The organism is Thalassovita mediterranea (genome assembly GCA_019448215.1).
Lineage (GTDB): Bacteria > Pseudomonadota > Alphaproteobacteria > Caulobacterales > Hyphomonadaceae > Henriciella.
Genome location: CP080408.1, coordinates 929,995 through 947,231, shown reverse-complemented (window position 1 = coordinate 947,231; position 17,237 = coordinate 929,995). Strand labels below are relative to the sequence as shown.

Genomic DNA, 17,237 nt, shown 5'->3' with positions numbered 1-17,237 from the left:
CCTGATTAAAGTCTGCCTGAAGGAGGCGGGCCTAGTCTTCCTCGCATGTATCGCAGCTTTCGACGGCGGGGTCATGCTGTAAGCGCTCAAGGTCGATCCGGTCGCCGCAATAGAGGCAATGGCCGAACTGCCCGCGATCAAGGCGCTTTAATGCGGCCTCGACGCGCTGGAGTTCTTCGTCCCTGTCGATACTAGTCGCGCCGATCGTGTGCGTCTCGCCCATGTCGGTGCCAGCGCTGTAAGGCGTTGAGGCACGTCCCGTTCCCTGACCCATACGAGGCTTCATGGGACGGAGCCTGCGCGCTGTTTTAAGTCTTGGCAAGGGCTAGCCAGGAAACCTCGGTTTGGTTTATCGATAGTCGAGAAGTTTTAGTCTTCCCGGAGGGATTATGGGGCCTGCGCCACTCGAACTGGACGCCGTGACGAAACGCTTTGGCGCTTTCACGGCGGTCCGCGACCTGAGCATGAGTGTGCCGAAGGGCAGCATTGTCGGCTTTCTTGGTCCGAACGGTGCGGGCAAGTCGACCAGCCTGCGCATGGCGCTCGGTGTGCTGAGCCCGGATGAGGGGAAGGTCAATCTTTTCGGAGCCTCGCCAAACATTGAAAGCCTGCGCCATGTCGGCTTCCTTCCTGAGGAGCGCGGCCTCTACAAGAAGATGACCGCGCGGGCGACCATCTCCTATTTTGCGCGGCTGAAGGGCTTGAGCGCGAGCGAAAGCCGCAAGCGTGCCGATGAACTGCTTGAGCGTATGGGTCTTGGAGAGTTTGCCCGCTCGCGTGTGTCGAAGCTTTCAAAGGGCATGTCGCAGAAGGTGCAGATCCTGTCCTCGCTGGCGCACCAGCCGGACTTCCTGATCCTCGATGAGCCATTTTCCGGGCTCGACCCGGTCAACCAGCAGGGGCTGGAAGACATGATCATTGAGGAGCACAAGCGCGGCGCGACGATCCTGTTCTCAACCCATGTGATGGAGCATGCCGAACGGCTGTGCGACTCCATCGTGATGATGGCGCGCGGGCGCAAGGTGTTCGATGGTACGCTGGACGAGGCGTTCGGTGCGCTCGGCCGCGCTGTGCTGATCGGCGTGTCTGAAGGGTTCGACCTTGATGCGGCGCTGAAACCCAAAGGCTTTGAAATCAATGAGCGCAGCGGCGATGTCTGGCGGGTCAAGCTGCCTGCCGGTGTGGATGCGCAGGATGCCCTACGCGCCGCGATCGATGCCGGGGCGCCAATTACGAGTTTCAGGCCGGAAGAAGCGCGTCTGCGCGACGTCTTCGTGTCGCTCGTCTCTGAAGCCGAAGCTGAAGACCTTCGCCAGTCGCTTGCTGGTGATGCTGCGAGGAAAGTCGCATGATCCGTTCCATCTATCTCGTCGCCCGCCGAGACTATCTTGGCTATGTGCAGGCCTGGGGCTTCTGGCTCGGCCTGTTGCTTACGCCGCTACTGTTGGCCGTCGCCATGATGGCGCCGACCTGGGCGGAGAATTCACAGCCGACGCGCTACTTCGCGGTTATCGAGAGCGGTGATGCCTTCTCGACCGTGCTTGATGCCGAGCTCAATGAAAACCGGGTGGAGATGGCGAGGCTGTCCCTGGACCCGGCAAGCGTCATGGGCACTGCTGAGCCCAATGAGGCGCTGGTGACGTTCGATACGGCGCTCGCCGATGGCGCATCTGTCGAGGATGCGTTGGAGCGGGCTGGCGCGCCTGCCTTTGAGCTGCCGCAGCCGGGCTTTGTGCAGGTCCCAGCACCGGCAAACACGCAGGACGCGATCACGCCTTACCTTCTTGGCGAGCAGCTGATCGATACGCCTGAAGGGCCGCTGCCGCTCTTTGCCGCGATCTTCGTGCCGGACGGCGATGGTGAGATTGAATACTGGAGCGAGAACGTCACCGCCGACACGCTGCTGCGGCGGGCAAAAGCTGCGGAGCGGACGCTGGCTGAGCGGCGCATCTTTGAGAGTGCGGGCGTCGATCCAGCGCTCCTGAATCGTGCCAGCCAGGAAACGCGGCCCGTGACCGAACGCCGGGCCCGCCCGGCTTCGGCTGAGGGCGGCTCACAGGTGACCATGGCCGACAGGGCACCTTTCTACGCTTCCATCCTGATGGCGTTCATGCTGTGGTTTCTGATCTTCTCGGTCGTGAATTACCTTCTGATGGGGACGATCGAGGAGCGCTCCAACAAGATTTTCGACAGCCTTCTGACCTCTGTGAAGCTGCCGCATATGCTGGCGGGCAAGCTGCTCGCCGTTCTGGCCGTGGCACTGACGCTGATGGGCGTCTGGGCGATCGGCACGACGGTCCTCGCCACGGCGTTTGGCGACATGATCGATCCGGGCATACGCGGGCCGATCTTCACGGTGCTTGGCTCTGTGGGGGACATCCAGCTTTTGCTGCCGGCGCTGCTCAGCTTCGTGCTTGGCTATCTTATGTATGGCGCGATCTTCCTCGCGCTCGGCTCGCTCTGTGACACGATCCAGGAAGCGCAGACGCTGATGACGCCGCTGATCGTGATGCTGATGGTGCCGATGTTCATGATCACTGTCGCGATTTCCGATCCGGAATCGCCGCTGATCGCGGTGATGAGCTGGGTGCCGGTGTTTACGCCCTTCCTGCTGATCCTGCGCATTCCGACGGTGATGCCGCTCTGGGAGATTGCAGGACTGCTCGTCCTGATGGTTGCAGCCTCGCTTCTGGTCCTGTGGCTCGCCTCGCGCGTGTACCGCGCGGGCGCTGTGCATGGCGCAGGTGTCGGCGATGTCGGCAAATGGTTCGGCAAGCTGGTGCCGGGGAAGAAGTCGAAGGCTTAGGTCTGCTTCGCCCCCTCCGCCTGCCGGCACCTCCCCCGTGAACGGGGGAGGACATACAGCATCAATATTGGTTTCTACCTTCCCCCGCGAGCGGGGGAAGTGGCCGCGAAGCGGTCGAAGGGGGCAGCTCCAGACATGAAAAAGCCCCTCCGGCCAAGGCCGAAGGGGCTGATTTCACGCCAGATTGGCGGTCTGGTTCTAGGCCAGACCCTCGCGCTGGGCGCGCTTACGAGCAAGTTTGCGAGCGCGGCGCACAGCTTCCGCCTTCTGGCGGGCCTTCTTTTCGGAAGGCTTTTCGAAATGCGTGCGGGATTTCATTTCCCGGAAGAGACCCTCACGCTGCATCTTTTTCTTCAGTGCGCGAAGGGCTTGTTCGACATTGTTGTCGCGGACGACGATCTGTACGATGGTCAAATCTCCATTTGTTTTCCCAGCCGGTAGAGCCAACTGGGACATAGTCTGGCGTGATCAGATACTTGTGAAGGCGCGCCTATAACACCAATTTTTGAGCTTGCCTACTCCCGGAGCCAGCAATGACAGCAGAACGCCCGTCGATACGACTACAGGATAAATGGCTGGAATGCCTGCTGCCGCATGTCGCTGACATGGGCTGGACGGACCAAGCCTATACGACATCAATGCGCGAGGCCGGGATAAGTTCCGATGAAGCTGCACTCGCGGCGCCAAATGGCATCGGCGATCTTGTCGAGCGGTTCTTCGACCGGGCCGAGGAAGACATGCTGGCAGCGCTGGCAGAGAGCGACCTCTCAGACCTGCGCACGCATGAGAAAGTGGCTGAAGGCGTGAAGGCGTGGCTTGGCGCGCTGGAGCCGCACCGCGAGGCGGTGAAACGAGCCTCGGCGCGCGGCTTCCTGCCGTGGAATACGCCAGATGCGGCGCACAGGACCTGGAAGACCGCCGATGCGATCTGGACGGCGGCAGGCGATACGGCGACGGATTATAACCGCGAAACCAAGCGCGGCCTTCTGTCAGCCGTACTCCCGCCTATCGTGCTTTATTGGCAGAATGAGCCGGATGAAGCCGACCTTGATGCCTTCATCGAGAAGCGCCTTCAGAATGCGATGACCTTTGGCAAGTGGGGCTCAAAGATTGCCAAGCCCGGTCTTGAGCTGCTGGACAGGTTGCGCGGGCGGGGAGACACCGGGTAAGAGGGCCGCACGACCCAATCAGACCGGATTGAAGGCATGTTCGACCTTTTACTTGCGCCAGCAATCGCTGGTGGCGCAGCCCCTGCCATTATCAGCCCAGACGTTGAAGAGCTGCCTCGCGCGGTTCACCGGATGATATCGGCGGCGATGAACACGCGCGATCCCGCCCAGCTGGAGGCTGTGATTGCTGCGGCAAAGATGGCCTATCCGCAGCATGCTGCGAAGATTGACGCCGTTGTCGAAGATCTGAGCCTGCCCGTAGAGCCACTGCGCATCCAGCCTCTGGTGGTGCCAGCCCCGAAGCCTGCGCGGTTTGAGCGGGCAGGCTATTGGGAGGACCGCAATGGTGAGATTTCGCTGAGCGCGGCCGAGACCAAGGGCAACACGGACACGCTGTTTCTGGGCTTGCATGGCAAGCTGAACCTGAAGCGGCGTTCGCAGATCCACCGTCTGGAGACCTATGCGAACATGGCCGAGGCCAATGGGGTGGACAGCCAGAACAATTGGGGCGCTTCCTATCAGCTCGATACGCTCTGGACCGATGCGTATTTCGGCTATGTGCGCGGCTCTTTCGCGCGCGATGATTTTGCCGGGTTCGAGACGGATGCATTCGCGGGCGTCGGCGCGGGTGCGTATCTCATTCAAAGTGCGGCCATGACGCTGCGCAGCGAGTTCGGCCCCGGTTACCGCTTCCTCGATATCGCCAAGAAGGAAGGCACGGTCGGCTCCATCGGTCTATACGGCGCCGCTGAGTTCGACTGGCTGATCGATGAGGACTGGACGCTGGAGCTGGACACAAAGGTCAACTTCTCAGGGCCGACCTCTACAGTGCACCCAACGCTGCGCATGAATGCAGACGTGTCCGACCATGTGCAGGCCGGCGTCTCATATGATGTGCGTTATGAGTCCAATCCGCCGCTGAAGAGCGAAAGCCTCGACAGGATCCTGCGGTTCAATGTGAAATATAAATACTAGGCCGGACCGGGCAGATCTTATGCCCCTGGCGTGGGTCTGGCAGGCCGGTGGCGGGTAGGTGACGCCCCGGTGGCGTGGCCTGACGGTGCGTGTTTGGGCTTTTCTTGCGGCTCAGTTTAAACACAGCCAACCGAAAGGAAGAGGGTCATGCAATTCAGGGCCGATGCAGAGAAAATAAAGCGCTGGCGCGAGGAACGGCACTGGTCGCAGGAGCACCTGGCCGAGCTTGCCGGGATCGGTCTTCGCACCGTCCAGCGCATCGAGAAGGGTGAGCAGGCCTCTGGTGAGTCGCTCAAGGCGCTGGCGGCGGCGTTCAATGTCGATGTCATGGCGCTGACGGTGGATGCGCAGTCGCAAGCGGCCAAGGCGGCAACGCAGCACCGGGCCGAGGGTGTCGCCGCGCTGAAGCTGTCCTTCTGGATTCACCTTGGGAGCTGGGGGCTCGGCATGCTGATCTTCGCGGCAATCGGGGTGAGCGAGCGGAACATCCTGCTCATGGCTGTTCCGGCGATGTGGTGGACGGTTGGTCTGGCGAGCCATGCTCTCACCGTGATGATCGTGACGCTCGTCTCGCGGTATCAGAATGAGATGCAGCCGACAGACTAGCCGACTAAGCCGCGTGGGGGGCGGAGGCTTCAGATGTCGGCTCCGCCGCCTCCGGCGCTGCCATCTCCGAACTCTTTTGGTGGATGGATCACGAGGCCTAGCCCGACAACGGTGAACACCAGTCCGAAGAGCGCGACGCCCCAGGTTCTCATGGCTTCACCGAAGCCGCCGGTCAGGCGCGGTTCACATTCCTCGCCGCCGGTGCAGTCGGGTACGAGTAACTCAACGGTCTCGCCGCGATCATAGGCCGGGGGGCTCGAATAGCTCGAGGATACGTGGGTCTGAAGCTGTCCCGAGGAGTCGCGGTAGCGGATGACGGGCGCGTAAGTGTCGCCCTGTCCGTAGCGTGTCGTGACTCCCGTATATCTTTGCTGGCGGACGACAACGCCGGACACGCGTTCCGCCGATGCTTCGAGCGCTTTCCAGTCAGCCCGCTGCTCAAGCCCGAACTTCATGACTCCAAGACCAATGATGAGCGCGCCCGCGCCGAAGATTGTGAAGATGATCTGGGCGAAGGTAACGCGGCCGCCTGATCCCACGGGCTGAAGGATTTTCCACGTCTCGTCGGAGCCGGATTCCTTAAGCGTCTGCCTTGCTTCGAGGAGCACGCCGCCCCCCAGCGCAAGCAGAGGCAGTCCAACGAGAAGAGAGGCCCAACTAAATCGAAAAACAGCCAGCGCAACGAGGCCCATCACGGTGAGAGCAATGCCCGGCAAGGCAGTGAAGATAGCTCTCTTCATTTCCGGTCCCCCCTGCGCCCCAAATCGAAACCTAGGCTGGGCGCAAGCGCCTGACAATGTGGCCCATCTTACGGCCGGGTTTGGCGTCGCGCTTGCCATAGAGGGTGAGCACAGTGCCGTCCGGATAGGAAGCTGGCGGGGCGAGCGCCTCGTCGCCGAGCAGGTTTTCCATCTCGGCATCAAAGTGACGGGTCACGGGCGCGAGGGGCCAGCCGGCGACAGCGCGGATGTGCTGTTCAAACTGGCCGGTGGCGCAGGCTTCCGGGGTCCAGTGACCGGAATTGTGGACGCGCGGTGCCATCTCATTGGCGAGCAGCGTGCCGTCTTTCAGGACGAACAGCTCAAGGGCGAGGACGCCGACATGGCCGGTCTCTGTCGCTAGTGTTTCGGCAAGCTTGCGACCGTGCGCAATGACCTCATCAGAAAGCCCGCAAGGCACGGTCGAGCGCTTGAGGATGCCGCTCTCATGGTCGTTCTTGCTGGGGTCGAACGCGGTCATGGAGCCATCGACAGCGCGCGCGATGACGACGGAGATCTCACGCTCAAAGGGGACAAGCGCTTCGAGGATCGCAGGTGCTTGACCAATTTCCTTCCAGGCAGCGGCAAGGTCGTCGCCGGACTTCACGCGGACCTGACCCTTGCCATCATATCCGTCGCGGCGGGTCTTCAGGAGACCTTCGCCGCCAAGCGTTTCAAGCGCGGCTTTTAGCTGGTCGACGCTATCGACCGGCGCAAACTTGCCGGTCTCAATCCCGATTGCGTTGAGGAACTGCTTCTCGGACAGGCGGTCCTGCGAGACTTCCAGCGATTTGACGCCGGGCCGGACGACCGCACCTTTTGAAACGAGGTAAGCGACCGATGCGACGGGGATGTTCTCGAACTCATAGGTGATGACATCGCAATTTTCCGCAAAGTCGCTGAGCGCGGTTTCGTCATCATAGTCTGCGTCCCAGTGACCGGCGGCGACGCGGGCAGCAGGTGGGCTTTCACCGGGGCAGAAGATGTTCACGTCAAAACCAAGCTGGGCAGCGGCCGTCGCCAGCATACGGCCGAGCTGGCCGCCGCCGAGGATGCCGATCACTGATCCAGCTGGAAGCGGGCTCATCCTTCTGGCGCCTCGCCGACGCTATCGGTCTGGGCCTTGCGATAGGCGTCGAGCCTGGCGGCGACGTCGCTATCATTGAGCGCAATGATGGACGCGGCAAGGAGGGCGGCGTTGACAGCGCCCGCTTCGCCGATTGCCAGTGTGCCAACGGGGACACCTTTCGGCATCTGGACGATGGAGAGAAGGCTATCCATGCCTTTCAGCGCGCGTGATTTTACGGGCACGCCCAGCACAGGAAGCGGGGTCATGGCAGCGGTCATGCCTGGCAGGTGGGCGGCGCCGCCCGCGCCTGCGATAATAACCTTAAGGCCGCGGTCGCGTGCGCTCTTGGCGTATTCAGTCAGGCGCTCAGGGGTGCGATGTGCAGAGACGATGCGCGCCTCATGGGTCACGCCAAGCTGCTCGAGTGTCTCGCAGGCAAGCTTCATTACGGGCCAGTCCGACTGGCTCCCCATGATCACGCCGACGCTAGGTTGGGATGCACTCATTTTCTGGCGCCCCTTCTTTCAGGAAGCGGCAGAACATAGAGGCCGGCCCTTTTGCGTCAAGACGCGCTGTTCTGCTGGCCCGAAAGGCCGATACCGCCTATAGTCCGTATATGGACAGACCAGGCGAACATCATGCCCGCGGCGGCAGGATCAGGCGGCCAGCGACACCGGCAGAAAAACTGCTGGAGGCGCTCGAGCTTCCACTGAAGTCGGCTGATGCCCAGGTGGATGCCGGGTTGCGCGCGCTGGCCGAGGAGGTGCTCTACCTTCGAGGCCAGGAAGCGCGCCTGCACAGGGCGCTGTCCATTGCAGAAGCGCTTGCTGACCGCGATGCGCTTTGCCCCGTCTTCAATCGCCGCGCCTTTGTAAGAGAGCTTTCGCGGGAGATGGCCTTGTCCCGCAGGCACGGCAGCTCGCTATGCCTCGTCTATATCGACCTTGACCGCTTCAAGCTCGTCAATGACCGCTTTGGTCATGCCACGGGTGACAAGGCGCTCAAATCGATCTGCAAGCTCATCAACGCAAATATAAGAGAGACCGACATTATCGGGCGTCTCGGCGGCGACGAGTTTGGCGTGATCCTGTCTCATGCCCTGCGCAGCGATGGGGAAGCGAAAACCGAAGAGCTTACCAAGCTTATCGGTGACATGGTGATTACGGCGCCTGATGGCCGGACGGGGGAGCCTGTGGCGCTCGGCGCGTCTTGCGGCATCGTGCAATGGGATGGACGGATGGGCGCCGATGCCCTGATCGCGGCAGCCGACGAGGCGATGTACCGCTCAAAAACCGTGCGCCGGCAAACGTCCGAATGAAATCCTCTTCATGCGAAGGATTTTTCGTCGATTCTGCGTGACCGCCTTTTCCTGATGTGATTTACTGTGACCTCAAAAGCACAGTTTTCTCATCAGCAAGAAAGGAGCATGGTACAATGTCACTTCAAGGACGTATCGCCGAACTCTCTAACCGCCACCAGCGTCTTGATGAGGAGATTGAGCAGGAGCAGAAGAGACCAGCTGCCGACGAAATCCGCCTGCACGATCTCAAACGCCGCAAGCTCAAGATCAAGGAAGAGCTGCACCACCTTAAACCGAACTAGTCCGGCTTTCTGGCGTTACCTGATCCGGTGGGGCGCTTCCTGCCGGATCAGGAGCCCAGATGGACCAGCCTGTTACCCTTATTCTCGGACTTGGCCAGATGACTGGCGAGGCCGTAGCACGCCGCTTTGCTGAAGATGGCCATGCGGTCGTCGCCTGCGACCAGAGCCAGAAGCGCGTCGAGAAGTTCGCCGACAGCTTGCGTGACCGGGCGATCGTCCATCAGGAAGATCTAGACACGCAGATTGGCGTGAAGAATGCGCTGGCCGCCGCGCTGGAGGCGTATGGTCAGGTCGATCACATCGTCGCCGTGCCTCCGATCCCGCCAAAGACAGCCTTTGCCGAGCTTGATGTAGCGGAGTTCGAGAAGGCGCATACAAAGGCGCTGCGAACCTCAATCCTCATTCTCAAAATGTTTGAGCGCCATGTCGCCAAGCGCGTCGATGAGGCGGGTGAGACGCTGGGCCGCAAGAAGCAGCTGGGCTCAGTGACATTCGTTCTCTCGCTATCTGCGCAGCAGGTGAGCGAAGGTGATTTCGCCGACGCCGTGATGCAGCATGCGATACTGGGCGTCGTGCGTGCAGGCGCGGTGGACCTCGCCTCGAAAGGTATCCGTGTGAACGCGATCTGCGCGCTACGACCGCGCGCCGAGAGCGAAGACCCGTGGCTGCGCAAACGCACGCCGCTCGGCCGTGCCAGTCTTGCCGACGAGATCGCGGAAGCGGCGCTCTACCTCTCCTCGCCGAAATCGGCGATCATTACAGGGGAGACGCTTGTCATGGATGGCGGGCGCTCGCGCCTCAGCGGGATCATCGACGACTTCGAAGACTAGGCGCGCTGCTGCGCCCCAAAGAAAAGCCCCGCAGGTCTGATGATCTACGGGGCTTCTTAATTTCAGGTGCCGTGATGGCTTATTTCTTAGGGTGCAGGATCACCGGCATCCAAGTGTAGCCCTTCACGAAGGAGTGTGCATTCCGCTCTGGTTCTTCCAGCGCTTCGATATGATCGAAACGCTCCAGAAGCTCTTCCCAGAGGATGCGGAGCTGAAGCTCGGCCAGGCGGTTGCCGACGCAGCGGTGGATGCCGAAACCGAAGGAGATGTGGTTGCGGGCCTGCTTGCGGTCGATGATGAGGCGATATGGGTCTTCGTCCCAGAAACGCTCGTCGCGGTTCGCTGAGACATACCACATGGCGACCTGCTCGCCCTTCTTGATGGTCTTGCCGCGAAGCTCGACATCTTCAAGCGCGGTACGGCGCATATAGGCGAGCGGCGTCTGCCAGCGGATGACCTCTGACACCATGTTCGGGATGAGCGACGGGTCCGCCTTCAGTTTCTCGAACTGGTCCGGCCACTTGTTCAGGGCATGGACCGATGCGGTCATCGAGTTGCGGGTCGTGTCATTGCCGCCAACGATGAGGAGGATGACGTTCCCGAGAAGCTCCATCGGGGTCATGTTCTTGGTCTTTTCGCCATGGGCGAGAAGGCTCATCAGGTCATTCTTGACCGGCTTGGACTGACGGTCCTGATAAATGCCCATGAAGGTGGTCAGGCATTCCATGAGTTCCTGCTTCCACTGGTCGAGCCCGCCCGGGCAGATGTCCGGATTGTGCGGGTTGGTCGCAACGTCCGACCAGTGGGTCAGCTTGCGCCGATCCTCGAACGGGAAGTCGAACAGGGTCGCGAGCATCATGGTCGTGAGCTCGATCGAGACCGTGTCGACCCAGTCGAATGGCTCATTGACCGGCAGGGAGTCGAGCAGGCCTTGCGTCCGCGAACGGATCAGAGGCTCGAATTCCTTCAGCATGTTCGGCGCGACGGCCGGCTGGACGGTCTTGCGCTGTTCAGAGTGGCGCGGCTCATCCATGGCGATGAACATCGGCAGCTCGAAGTCCTCGAACGGCTCGCCAAGCGTGATGCCGCCATATTCCCAGGACGATGAGAAGCGCTTGTGGTCGATATCGACGTCGCGAACATCGTCATAGAGCGTCACGGACCAGTATGGCCCAGCAAAGCTGTCCGGCGTGTAGTGGACCGGATCATTGTCGCGCATCCATTTGAAGAAGTCCCAATGGGCGTCGCGGCGCCAGAGCTCCGGGTCCAGGATGTCGAAGGTCTTCATGTCGACATCTTCAGGCGACGGGATCGGGGCGTCACGGTCGAGATGGAATTCCATCAGCTTTTCGCGGCCCGTGGTTTTCGGGCGCTCGAGATTGTGGGCGATCTTAGTTGCTGTGTCAGCCATGTCCTTGCCTCCTGATCTCCCGGTATTCCGGTGAGTTTTTCTGTGCCTGACCAAAGGTAACACAGACAGAATGAAAAAACCATGACGCAGGCGTCATTTTTTACGCGTAGCGTTCGGCGCGGGCTTTTTCGATGGCAGATTTGAGGGCGGTGTGTAGGGATTTGCGCTCGCCCGGCGTCAGGAAGCGGCCAATCACATAGGCCTGCTGCCCGTGCGCAAGTTTAAGCTCGCTTGGGCGGCGCTCGGGGTAATCGAGACTGAGCCGGGCAAAGCCGGTAGGCAGTTCGACATGCCGCGGCTCACTGCCCGGCGCGGTGTGCGACATGGAAATCTTTTCCGCTGTCACCTCGATACGCGTTTCCTGACGCAGGCTGTGAAAGCTGGCGCGAAAGGCGAGCCAGATGGCGAGCGCGTCGAGACCGAACCAGGCAATCACGGGCACGGCCCCCATGGAGAGGAACATCATCCCCCCGACAAAGCTCATCAGACCAACGAGGCCCATGACGACCAGAAAGGCACGCGGGCTGAGCGCCGTATGCGGGGTCAGCGTGGCATCGAAGTAAACGGTGGACGGGGTGTCGCTCATCACGGAGTGGAAAATAAAGCTGTGCGGCGCGCAGGCAAGTTGATGCTTGATCGCAGCGCCGCGGCATTTACACCTCGCATCCATGGCAAAGACCCCGACTAAATCGCGAAAGAAGCGCCGTTCCCCGACGCTCGGCCCTGAGAAGACGGCGCAGCTCTATGCGGCGCTCGCCGAGGACAGGCCCGCGCCTGAAACAGAGCTGAACTATCACAACCCTTTCACCCTCGTCGTGGCTGTCGCCCTTTCGGCGCAGGCGACCGATATCGGTGTGAACAAGGCAACGAAAAAGCTGTTCGAGATTGCCGATACGCCAGAAGCGATGCTGGCGCTGGGCGAGGAGGGCGTCGCCGATCACATCAAGACGATCGGCCTCTGGCGCAACAAGGCGAAGAATGTGATCGCGCTTTGCGAGCTCCTGATCGAGGAATTTGACGGCGAGGTGCCGCAAACGCGCGATGAGCTGACACGGCTACCGGGCGTCGGTCGCAAGACGGCGAATGTGGTCCTGAACGAGGCTTTCGGACAGCCGACAATCGCCGTCGATACGCACATCTTTCGCGTGTCGAACCGTACGGGCCTCGCGCCCGGCAAAAACCCTGACGAGGTTGAAGACCAGCTCGAACGCGTGACGCCGGACGAATTCAAGAAGGGCGCCCATCACTGGCTGATCCTGCACGGACGCTATGTCTGTGTGGCGCGCAAGCCCAAATGCTGGCTGTGTACCATCAGCGACATCTGCAAGTTCAAGGACAAGACGCCTGATCCGGCCCGGAAGGAGTCTGATCTGGGGCCGAAGGGATCGTAGGCCATAACTGAGAGATGGACCTCGCCCTTCGACAGGCTCAGGGTGAGGTCTACGGGGTGCGGGCCGCAAGCGTACCCTCATCCTGAGCCTGTCGAAGGATGAAGCCGCATACGCAAGATTAGTAGAACTAACGAGGCGCGCGTTTTGCCAGGATGCGCTGAAGCGTGCGGCGGTGCATGTTCAGGCGGCGGGCCGTTTCGGAGACATTGTGGTTGCAGAGCTCATAGACGCGCTGGATGTGTTCCCAACGTACGCGATCTGCGGACATCGGGTTTTCCGGCGGCTCCGGCAGGCTATCGCCCTTGTTAACGAGCGCGCGGATGATGTCTTCCACCTCAGCAGGCTTGGCGAGATAGTCGACGGCGCCGGCTTTCACGGCGGCGACGGCTGTTGCGATTGCGCCATAGCCGGTGAGGATCACGGCGCGTGCTTCTGGGCGGTACTGGTGGAGGGTTTCGACCACGTCGAGACCTGAGCCATCTTCCAGACGAAGATCCAGCACCGCAAAGGCAGGCGGATTCATCCGGGCGATGTCCTTGGCCTCATTGGCGCTCGACACAGCAGAGACGAGGAAGCCGCGCTGCGTCAGCGCGCGGGCCAGCCGCTGCAGAAATGGGCCATCATCGTCAAGTATCAGACAAGTGCGGTCCTCTACATCCTTGAGGGCCTCATGAATTTTGACGGTAACGTTATAGTCCATGATCAAGTCTCCAGTACGGGACCATTTATTGGAATTCTGTCTGATTCCAAGCTTTCCAGTGCGCTTCGAGGCCAGACGGCCTGCACAATCGCGCCTTTTCTCGGCGGCGTCCTGTTCCTGGTGGCGATACGCCCGCCCGTCCGCTCGATCAGTGTCTTCGCGATGAAGAAGCCAAGGCCCATATCGCCGCCGTGCAGATGGGCCTCACCGCGCTGGGAGACATAGGGCTCGCCAAGCTTTGGCATCACGTCCGGTGCGAAGCCCGGGCCATCATCGGAAATGGTGACCATAAACTGCTTGTCGGTCCAGCTGGCCGCAGCCTTCACCTGACTATCGGCAAAGCTGACGGCGTTTTCAACAAAGGCACCGAGCGCGTGAAGGACTTCGGGGCTGCGCCGGATAGTGGGAATGCGGGACTCGCCATTCTCGCCCGCCGACCAGGTGACGTTCAGCGCGACGCCGAGCCCTTTGAACGGGGCGGCGGCCTCTTCGACGAGGCTGGAGAGGGGCATGTTGGCATGAACGATGTCTTCGGCTTCGCGAGAGCGGCTGAGCTGGCGCAGGATATCGCGGCAGCGGTCGGCCTGTTCTGCGATCAGGCGGACATCGTCATACTGGGGATGGTCGCTATCGAAGTCGCTGGCCAGCTCCTTGGCGACAAGGTGGATGGTCGCGAGCGGTGTGCCGAGCTCATGAGCGGTCATGGCGGCCATTGCGCCAAGTGCCGAGAGTTTCTGCTCACGGGCCATGACGACCGATGCCGCATCCATGGCGCGTACAAGCCGGGCTTCGTCTTCGCTAAGGCGGACCGACGACACGGCAAAGAAGACGATTGCGAGCAGGAAGGCGGCGAAATGACCCCACTCAAAAAGCTCTGGCAGGTTGAGGCTGCTGCCGGGATACCAGGGCAAGTCCAGCGCAAATGCTGGCATAAGGGCCGCAAGCAGGATGGCGATCCCCGCGATGATCGCCGAATAACGCGGCCGAAGGCTGGTTGCGGCTACAGTGACAGGCGCGAGTAGGAAGAGAAGGAAGGGATTTGAGAGCCCGCCGGTGAGGCCCAGCAGAAGCGCCAGCTGCAGCGTATCAAAACAGAGCTGGAGCGCGGCCTCCCACCCCTTGAGCAGGACCTGGTCGCGCATGGCAAAGGACAGGAAGACGTTCAGCCAGGCTGAGGCGGCAATGACCGTCAGGCAGGGGCCGAGTGGCACGTCGAAGCCGAGGACGAAATTGACGAAGAGCACAGCCGCCGTCTGACCACCCACGGCGAGCCAGCGCAGGGTCATCAATGTGCGAAGGCGCGCGCGGCCACGCGCCGCGTCGACGCCGGCCAGACCGGTCGGCAGCAGGCTATAGAGTGCCTGCTCTATTCCTTCGCGGGACGCGTGGGCGTCGTCCATTCTTGCCCCTTTCAGCTGTGCCGCAGGATGCGACACTGTAGCGGCGCGGCGCCACCTTGATCGAAGCACCTGCCCAACGCATACGTAGCCGCATGCGTATCAGATCGACAATTCTCTTAGCATCATTCCTTCTCGCGGCAGCCTGTAGCGGCGCGAATGAGGGGAATGAGACCGCAACTTCGGGCGAAACGGCAAGGGCCGGAGGGCCAGTCGCTGGGTGTACATCGCGCGCCTATGAAGAGATTGGCGGTCCGTTCGAACTGACCATGCATACGGGCGAGCGCGTTACCCAGGAAGACTTCATGGGTAAGCCGTCGCTGGTTTATTTCGGCTTCACCTATTGTCCTGATGTGTGCCCGGGCACGCTGGTGGCGATCAACAATGCCTATAGCCGCCTGCCTGAAGACATGGAGCGTCCGCAAACGCTGCTGATTAGCGTCGATCCGGAGCGAGATACCCCAGAAGCGCTGGCTGACTATGTGCAGAGCAATGCGTTTCCGGACGGGCTCGTCGGCCTGACGGGTACGCCGGAAGAGATCGAAGCGGTCGCGAATGAGTTCAGCGCCGCCTTCTCACGCGTTGAGACGCCAGAAAGCGTGGCCGAGTATACGATGGACCACACATCGCTCATCTATGTGATGGGCCCGGACTGGAAGCTGAAAACCTTCTTCTCCGAGACGATCACCAATCCCGAAGAGATGGCGACCTGTCTGGAAACCATCTTCGGTTAGAACTGGCTGATTGCAAAAGGTCGTTTCCCTGCCTATGTTGCGCTGCAGCATACGGAAGGTGACGCATTGCTTTACGCTCTTGTTGAAATGAACCGCGCGGCCATGGCGCCGCTGCGCCTGCAGGCCAAGGCGACCGCATCCTTCTGGAGCTCCCCGATCAACCCCGCCCGTGACACCGAAGCGGGCCGCGCGATTGCCGCGGCGGCGAACGTGTTCGAGCGGGCGACGCGCTATTACGGCAAACCTGAGTGGCAGATCGAGTCGACTGAAATCAAAGGCCGGACCCATGCGGTCATGCCTGTCACGGCCTGGTCCTCGCCATGGTGCCAGCTTGTCCATTTCGAGACTGCTGGCGCGCCCGCGAACCGTCCAAACCTCTTTATTGTTGCGCCGCTGTCTGGCCACTATGCAACGCTGCTGCGCGGCACGGTCGAAGCCTTCCTGCCGACCCATAATGTCTACATCACCGACTGGACCGATGCGCGCATGGCCCCGATCTGGTTCGGCCGCTTCGATCTGGACGATTATATCGACCACATCCAGGACATGCTGGCATTCTTGGGTGCAGGCGCGCATGTGCTCGCCGTTTGCCAGCCCGGCCCGCCAGTCCTCGCTGCGATTTCGATGATGGCAGAGGACGGGTCAGACGCGCTGCCAGCGACGATGACGTTCATGGGCTCACCGATCGATGTGCGCCGCTCCCCGACTGTGCCGAACCTTCTGGCTGAAGAGCGAAGCCTCGACTGGTTCCGATCGAAGATGATTCACACGGTGCCACTGCCTTGGGCAGGGGCTGGCCGACGGGTCTATCCGGGCTTCATCCAGCTCAGCTCATTCATGCACATGAACTGGGAACGTCACGTCGATGCCCAGCACCGCTTCTTCGAGCACCTGATCGAGGGCGATGAAGACGGCGCCGAGAAGCACCAGGCGTTCTATGACGAATACCTGTCCGTTTTGGACCTGACCGAAGAATTCTATATCCAGACGATTGAGCGTGTTTTCCAGAAGGCGCTTTTGGCCAAGGGCGAATATCGCTACCGCGACCAGCGCCTCGTCAAACCGGAAGCGATCTCAACTGTCGGCCTGATGACGGTCGAGGGTGAGCTGGATGACATTTCCGGCATTGGTCAGACGCAGGCGGCCCATGACCTCTGCGCCAATATTCCGGACACGCTGAAGGAAGACTATGTGCAGTCAGGCGTCGGCCATTACGGCGTGTTCAATGGCTCGAAATTCCGCGAGAAGATCGTGCCGCGCGTGATCAATTTCCAGAAGCACGTGACCAAGACGCGCTAGTTCTCGCTAGCGCGCCCCGTCAGGGTTTGGCCTATTCGCCTTGCGCGCGGACTTCGGCTTCTGCTTCCAGTGTCAGCGTCTCACCGGTTTCGGTCTCGAAGCTGAAAGAGATATTTGCGACTTCACCGGCAGAGAGATCCTCAACCAGGCTGAAGAACATGAGGTGGTTGCCGCCGCGCTCGAGCGTCAGCGTCTCGCCGTCGGCGATCTCGAAGCTCTCGACAGGGCGCATCTGCATCGAGCCATCATTCATTTCCATCGTGTGCATCTCGACCGTGCCGGCGATGTCAGAGATCGCGCCCGTCAGCGTGACATTGCCGCCTTCCACCGAAATCTCGATCCCGCCCATGGTGACATCGCGTCCGGCGATCGGGGCCATCACGAAAGCGTCTTCATAGGAGAGCACCGGGCCATCGGTCTCAGCCGGCTGGCTGCAGGCTGCGATAAGGGCAGGGGCGAGAAGCAGGGCAGACAGGCGTTTCATGGAAAT

General features: G+C 61.1%; 21 protein-coding genes. 11 read left to right on the top strand and 10 right to left on the bottom strand.

Translation table 11 applies throughout. The features are described 5' to 3' along the window. Nucleotides 1-31: 31 nt before the first annotated feature. Complete coding sequence (locus KUV46_04560) at nt 32-286, bottom strand: hypothetical protein (GenBank protein QYJ01670.1); 255 nt, start codon at nt 284-286, stop codon at nt 32-34. Nucleotides 287-389: 103 nt separating this feature from the next. On the opposite strand from KUV46_04560, the gene KUV46_04555 reads away from it, so the two are divergent. Next, a complete protein-coding gene (locus KUV46_04555; GenBank protein QYJ01669.1) occupies nt 390-1,352 on the top strand; it encodes an ATP-binding cassette domain-containing protein in 963 nt (320 codons plus the stop codon). Then, the gene (locus tag KUV46_04550; GenBank protein QYJ01668.1) at nt 1,349-2,806 is read left to right on the top strand and encodes an ABC transporter permease; all 1,458 of its coding nucleotides are present in this window, start codon (nt 1,349-1,351) and stop codon (nt 2,804-2,806) included. The genes KUV46_04555 and KUV46_04550 overlap by 4 nt, the downstream gene beginning before the upstream one ends. A gap of 198 nt (nt 2,807-3,004) precedes the next feature. On the opposite strand, the gene rpsU is transcribed toward KUV46_04550, so the two are convergent. Further along, on the bottom strand, nt 3,005-3,262 hold the full coding sequence (gene rpsU / locus KUV46_04545; protein ID QYJ01667.1) for a 30S ribosomal protein S21: 258 nt from the start codon (nt 3,260-3,262) through the stop codon (nt 3,005-3,007). A gap of 77 nt (nt 3,263-3,339) precedes the next feature. Between rpsU and KUV46_04540 the strand changes: the two genes are divergently transcribed. The 3 genes from KUV46_04540 (at nt 3,340) to KUV46_04530 (ending at nt 5,556) form a co-directional block, all read left to right on the top strand. Then, nucleotides 3,340-3,975: a COQ9 family protein gene (locus tag KUV46_04540; protein ID QYJ01666.1), complete on the top strand. Its 636-nt coding sequence runs from the start codon at nt 3,340-3,342 to the stop codon at nt 3,973-3,975. A 36-nt stretch (nt 3,976-4,011) separates the two neighbouring features. Beyond that, nucleotides 4,012-4,950, top strand: a complete 939-nt coding sequence (locus KUV46_04535; protein ID QYJ01665.1) for a DUF481 domain-containing protein — start codon at nt 4,012-4,014, stop codon at nt 4,948-4,950. A gap of 147 nt (nt 4,951-5,097) precedes the next feature. After that, nucleotides 5,098-5,556, top strand: coding sequence for a helix-turn-helix domain-containing protein (locus KUV46_04530; GenBank protein ID QYJ01664.1), 459 nt, complete (start codon nt 5,098-5,100; stop codon nt 5,554-5,556). A 29-nt stretch (nt 5,557-5,585) separates the two neighbouring features. Here KUV46_04530 and KUV46_04525 read toward each other — a convergent pair whose 3' ends face one another. The 3 genes from KUV46_04525 to purE are packed head-to-tail and all read right to left on the bottom strand — an operon-like array spanning nt 5,586 to nt 7,889. Next, the gene (locus tag KUV46_04525) at nt 5,586-6,296 is read right to left on the bottom strand and encodes a DUF3592 domain-containing protein (protein ID QYJ01663.1); all 711 of its coding nucleotides are present in this window, start codon (nt 6,294-6,296) and stop codon (nt 5,586-5,588) included. A 31-nt stretch (nt 6,297-6,327) separates the two neighbouring features. After that, the gene (locus tag KUV46_04520; protein ID QYJ01662.1) at nt 6,328-7,401 is read right to left on the bottom strand and encodes a 5-(carboxyamino)imidazole ribonucleotide synthase; all 1,074 of its coding nucleotides are present in this window, start codon (nt 7,399-7,401) and stop codon (nt 6,328-6,330) included. Then, a complete protein-coding gene (gene purE / locus KUV46_04515; GenBank protein QYJ01661.1) occupies nt 7,398-7,889 on the bottom strand; it encodes a 5-(carboxyamino)imidazole ribonucleotide mutase in 492 nt (163 codons plus the stop codon). The genes KUV46_04520 and purE overlap by 4 nt, the downstream gene beginning before the upstream one ends. Before the next feature lie 110 nt (nt 7,890-7,999). Here purE and KUV46_04510 point away from each other — a divergent pair, with 110 nt between their 5' ends. The 3 genes from KUV46_04510 to KUV46_04500 all read left to right on the top strand — a co-directional run bounded on the left by KUV46_04510 (nt 8,000) and on the right by KUV46_04500 (nt 9,815). Continuing rightward, complete coding sequence (locus KUV46_04510; GenBank protein ID QYJ01660.1) at nt 8,000-8,701, top strand: GGDEF domain-containing protein; 702 nt, start codon at nt 8,000-8,002, stop codon at nt 8,699-8,701. 116 nt (nt 8,702-8,817) lie between these two features. Then, the gene (locus KUV46_04505) at nt 8,818-8,985 is read left to right on the top strand and encodes a YdcH family protein (protein QYJ01659.1); all 168 of its coding nucleotides are present in this window, start codon (nt 8,818-8,820) and stop codon (nt 8,983-8,985) included. A 59-nt stretch (nt 8,986-9,044) separates the two neighbouring features. Next, complete coding sequence (locus tag KUV46_04500; GenBank protein QYJ01658.1) at nt 9,045-9,815, top strand: SDR family oxidoreductase; 771 nt, start codon at nt 9,045-9,047, stop codon at nt 9,813-9,815. A 79-nt stretch (nt 9,816-9,894) separates the two neighbouring features. On the opposite strand, the gene KUV46_04495 is transcribed toward KUV46_04500, so the two are convergent. Continuing rightward, complete coding sequence (locus KUV46_04495) at nt 9,895-11,226, bottom strand: cytochrome P450 (protein ID QYJ01657.1); 1,332 nt, start codon at nt 11,224-11,226, stop codon at nt 9,895-9,897. Between the two features lie 100 nt (nt 11,227-11,326). Then, nucleotides 11,327-11,896, bottom strand: coding sequence for a DUF2244 domain-containing protein (locus tag KUV46_04490; protein QYJ01656.1), 570 nt, complete (start codon nt 11,894-11,896; stop codon nt 11,327-11,329). Between KUV46_04490 and nth the strand changes: the two genes are divergently transcribed. Then, complete coding sequence (gene nth / locus KUV46_04485; protein QYJ01655.1) at nt 11,895-12,617, top strand: endonuclease III; 723 nt, start codon at nt 11,895-11,897, stop codon at nt 12,615-12,617. The genes KUV46_04490 and nth overlap by 2 nt on opposite strands. Before the next feature lie 127 nt (nt 12,618-12,744). Here nth and KUV46_04480 read toward each other — a convergent pair whose 3' ends face one another. Next, entirely contained in the window at nt 12,745-13,317 is a 573-nt protein-coding gene (locus KUV46_04480; GenBank protein ID QYJ01654.1) for an ActR/PrrA/RegA family redox response regulator transcription factor, read from the bottom strand. Nucleotides 13,318-13,319: 2 nt separating this feature from the next. Continuing rightward, nucleotides 13,320-14,717, bottom strand: coding sequence for an ActS/PrrB/RegB family redox-sensitive histidine kinase (locus KUV46_04475; protein QYJ01653.1), 1,398 nt, complete (start codon nt 14,715-14,717; stop codon nt 13,320-13,322). 92 nt (nt 14,718-14,809) lie between these two features. On the opposite strand from KUV46_04475, the gene KUV46_04470 reads away from it, so the two are divergent. Then, complete coding sequence (locus KUV46_04470; protein QYJ01652.1) at nt 14,810-15,448, top strand: SCO family protein; 639 nt, start codon at nt 14,810-14,812, stop codon at nt 15,446-15,448. A 66-nt stretch (nt 15,449-15,514) separates the two neighbouring features. Next, nucleotides 15,515-16,747, top strand: a complete 1,233-nt coding sequence (gene phaZ / locus KUV46_04465; GenBank protein ID QYJ01651.1) for a polyhydroxyalkanoate depolymerase — start codon at nt 15,515-15,517, stop codon at nt 16,745-16,747. Between the two features lie 31 nt (nt 16,748-16,778). On the opposite strand, the gene KUV46_04460 is transcribed toward phaZ, so the two are convergent. Further along, on the bottom strand, nt 16,779-17,231 hold the full coding sequence (locus KUV46_04460) for a copper chaperone PCu(A)C (GenBank protein QYJ01650.1): 453 nt from the start codon (nt 17,229-17,231) through the stop codon (nt 16,779-16,781). Between the last annotated feature and the right edge of the window lie 6 nt (nt 17,232-17,237).

What these genes read in the sequence shown, in the direction of transcription:
- KUV46_04560 (QYJ01670.1), bottom strand. Translation starts at nt 286, where the DNA reads ATGAAGCCTCGTATGGGTCAGGGAACGGGACGTGCCTCAACGCCTTAC.
- KUV46_04555 (QYJ01669.1), top strand. Translation starts at nt 390, where the DNA reads ATGGGGCCTGCGCCACTCGAACTGGACGCCGTGACGAAACGCTTTGGC.
- KUV46_04550 (QYJ01668.1), top strand. Translation starts at nt 1,349, where the DNA reads ATGATCCGTTCCATCTATCTCGTCGCCCGCCGAGACTATCTTGGCTAT.
- rpsU (QYJ01667.1), bottom strand. Translation starts at nt 3,262, where the DNA reads ATGTCCCAGTTGGCTCTACCGGCTGGGAAAACAAATGGAGATTTGACC.
- KUV46_04540 (QYJ01666.1), top strand. Translation starts at nt 3,340, where the DNA reads ATGACAGCAGAACGCCCGTCGATACGACTACAGGATAAATGGCTGGAA.
- KUV46_04535 (QYJ01665.1), top strand. Translation starts at nt 4,012, where the DNA reads ATGTTCGACCTTTTACTTGCGCCAGCAATCGCTGGTGGCGCAGCCCCT.
- KUV46_04530 (QYJ01664.1), top strand. Translation starts at nt 5,098, where the DNA reads ATGCAATTCAGGGCCGATGCAGAGAAAATAAAGCGCTGGCGCGAGGAA.
- KUV46_04525 (QYJ01663.1), bottom strand. Translation starts at nt 6,296, where the DNA reads ATGAAGAGAGCTATCTTCACTGCCTTGCCGGGCATTGCTCTCACCGTG.
- KUV46_04520 (QYJ01662.1), bottom strand. Translation starts at nt 7,401, where the DNA reads ATGAGCCCGCTTCCAGCTGGATCAGTGATCGGCATCCTCGGCGGCGGC.
- purE (QYJ01661.1), bottom strand. Translation starts at nt 7,889, where the DNA reads ATGAGTGCATCCCAACCTAGCGTCGGCGTGATCATGGGGAGCCAGTCG.
- KUV46_04510 (QYJ01660.1), top strand. Translation starts at nt 8,000, where the DNA reads ATGGACAGACCAGGCGAACATCATGCCCGCGGCGGCAGGATCAGGCGG.
- KUV46_04505 (QYJ01659.1), top strand. Translation starts at nt 8,818, where the DNA reads ATGTCACTTCAAGGACGTATCGCCGAACTCTCTAACCGCCACCAGCGT.
- KUV46_04500 (QYJ01658.1), top strand. Translation starts at nt 9,045, where the DNA reads ATGGACCAGCCTGTTACCCTTATTCTCGGACTTGGCCAGATGACTGGC.
- KUV46_04495 (QYJ01657.1), bottom strand. Translation starts at nt 11,226, where the DNA reads ATGGCTGACACAGCAACTAAGATCGCCCACAATCTCGAGCGCCCGAAA.
- nth (QYJ01655.1), top strand. Translation starts at nt 11,895, where the DNA reads ATGGCAAAGACCCCGACTAAATCGCGAAAGAAGCGCCGTTCCCCGACG.
- KUV46_04490 (QYJ01656.1), bottom strand. Translation starts at nt 11,896, where the DNA reads ATGGATGCGAGGTGTAAATGCCGCGGCGCTGCGATCAAGCATCAACTT.
- KUV46_04480 (QYJ01654.1), bottom strand. Translation starts at nt 13,317, where the DNA reads ATGGACTATAACGTTACCGTCAAAATTCATGAGGCCCTCAAGGATGTA.
- KUV46_04475 (QYJ01653.1), bottom strand. Translation starts at nt 14,717, where the DNA reads ATGGACGACGCCCACGCGTCCCGCGAAGGAATAGAGCAGGCACTCTAT.
- KUV46_04470 (QYJ01652.1), top strand. Translation starts at nt 14,810, where the DNA reads ATGCGTATCAGATCGACAATTCTCTTAGCATCATTCCTTCTCGCGGCA.
- KUV46_04460 (QYJ01650.1), bottom strand. Translation starts at nt 17,231, where the DNA reads ATGAAACGCCTGTCTGCCCTGCTTCTCGCCCCTGCCCTTATCGCAGCC.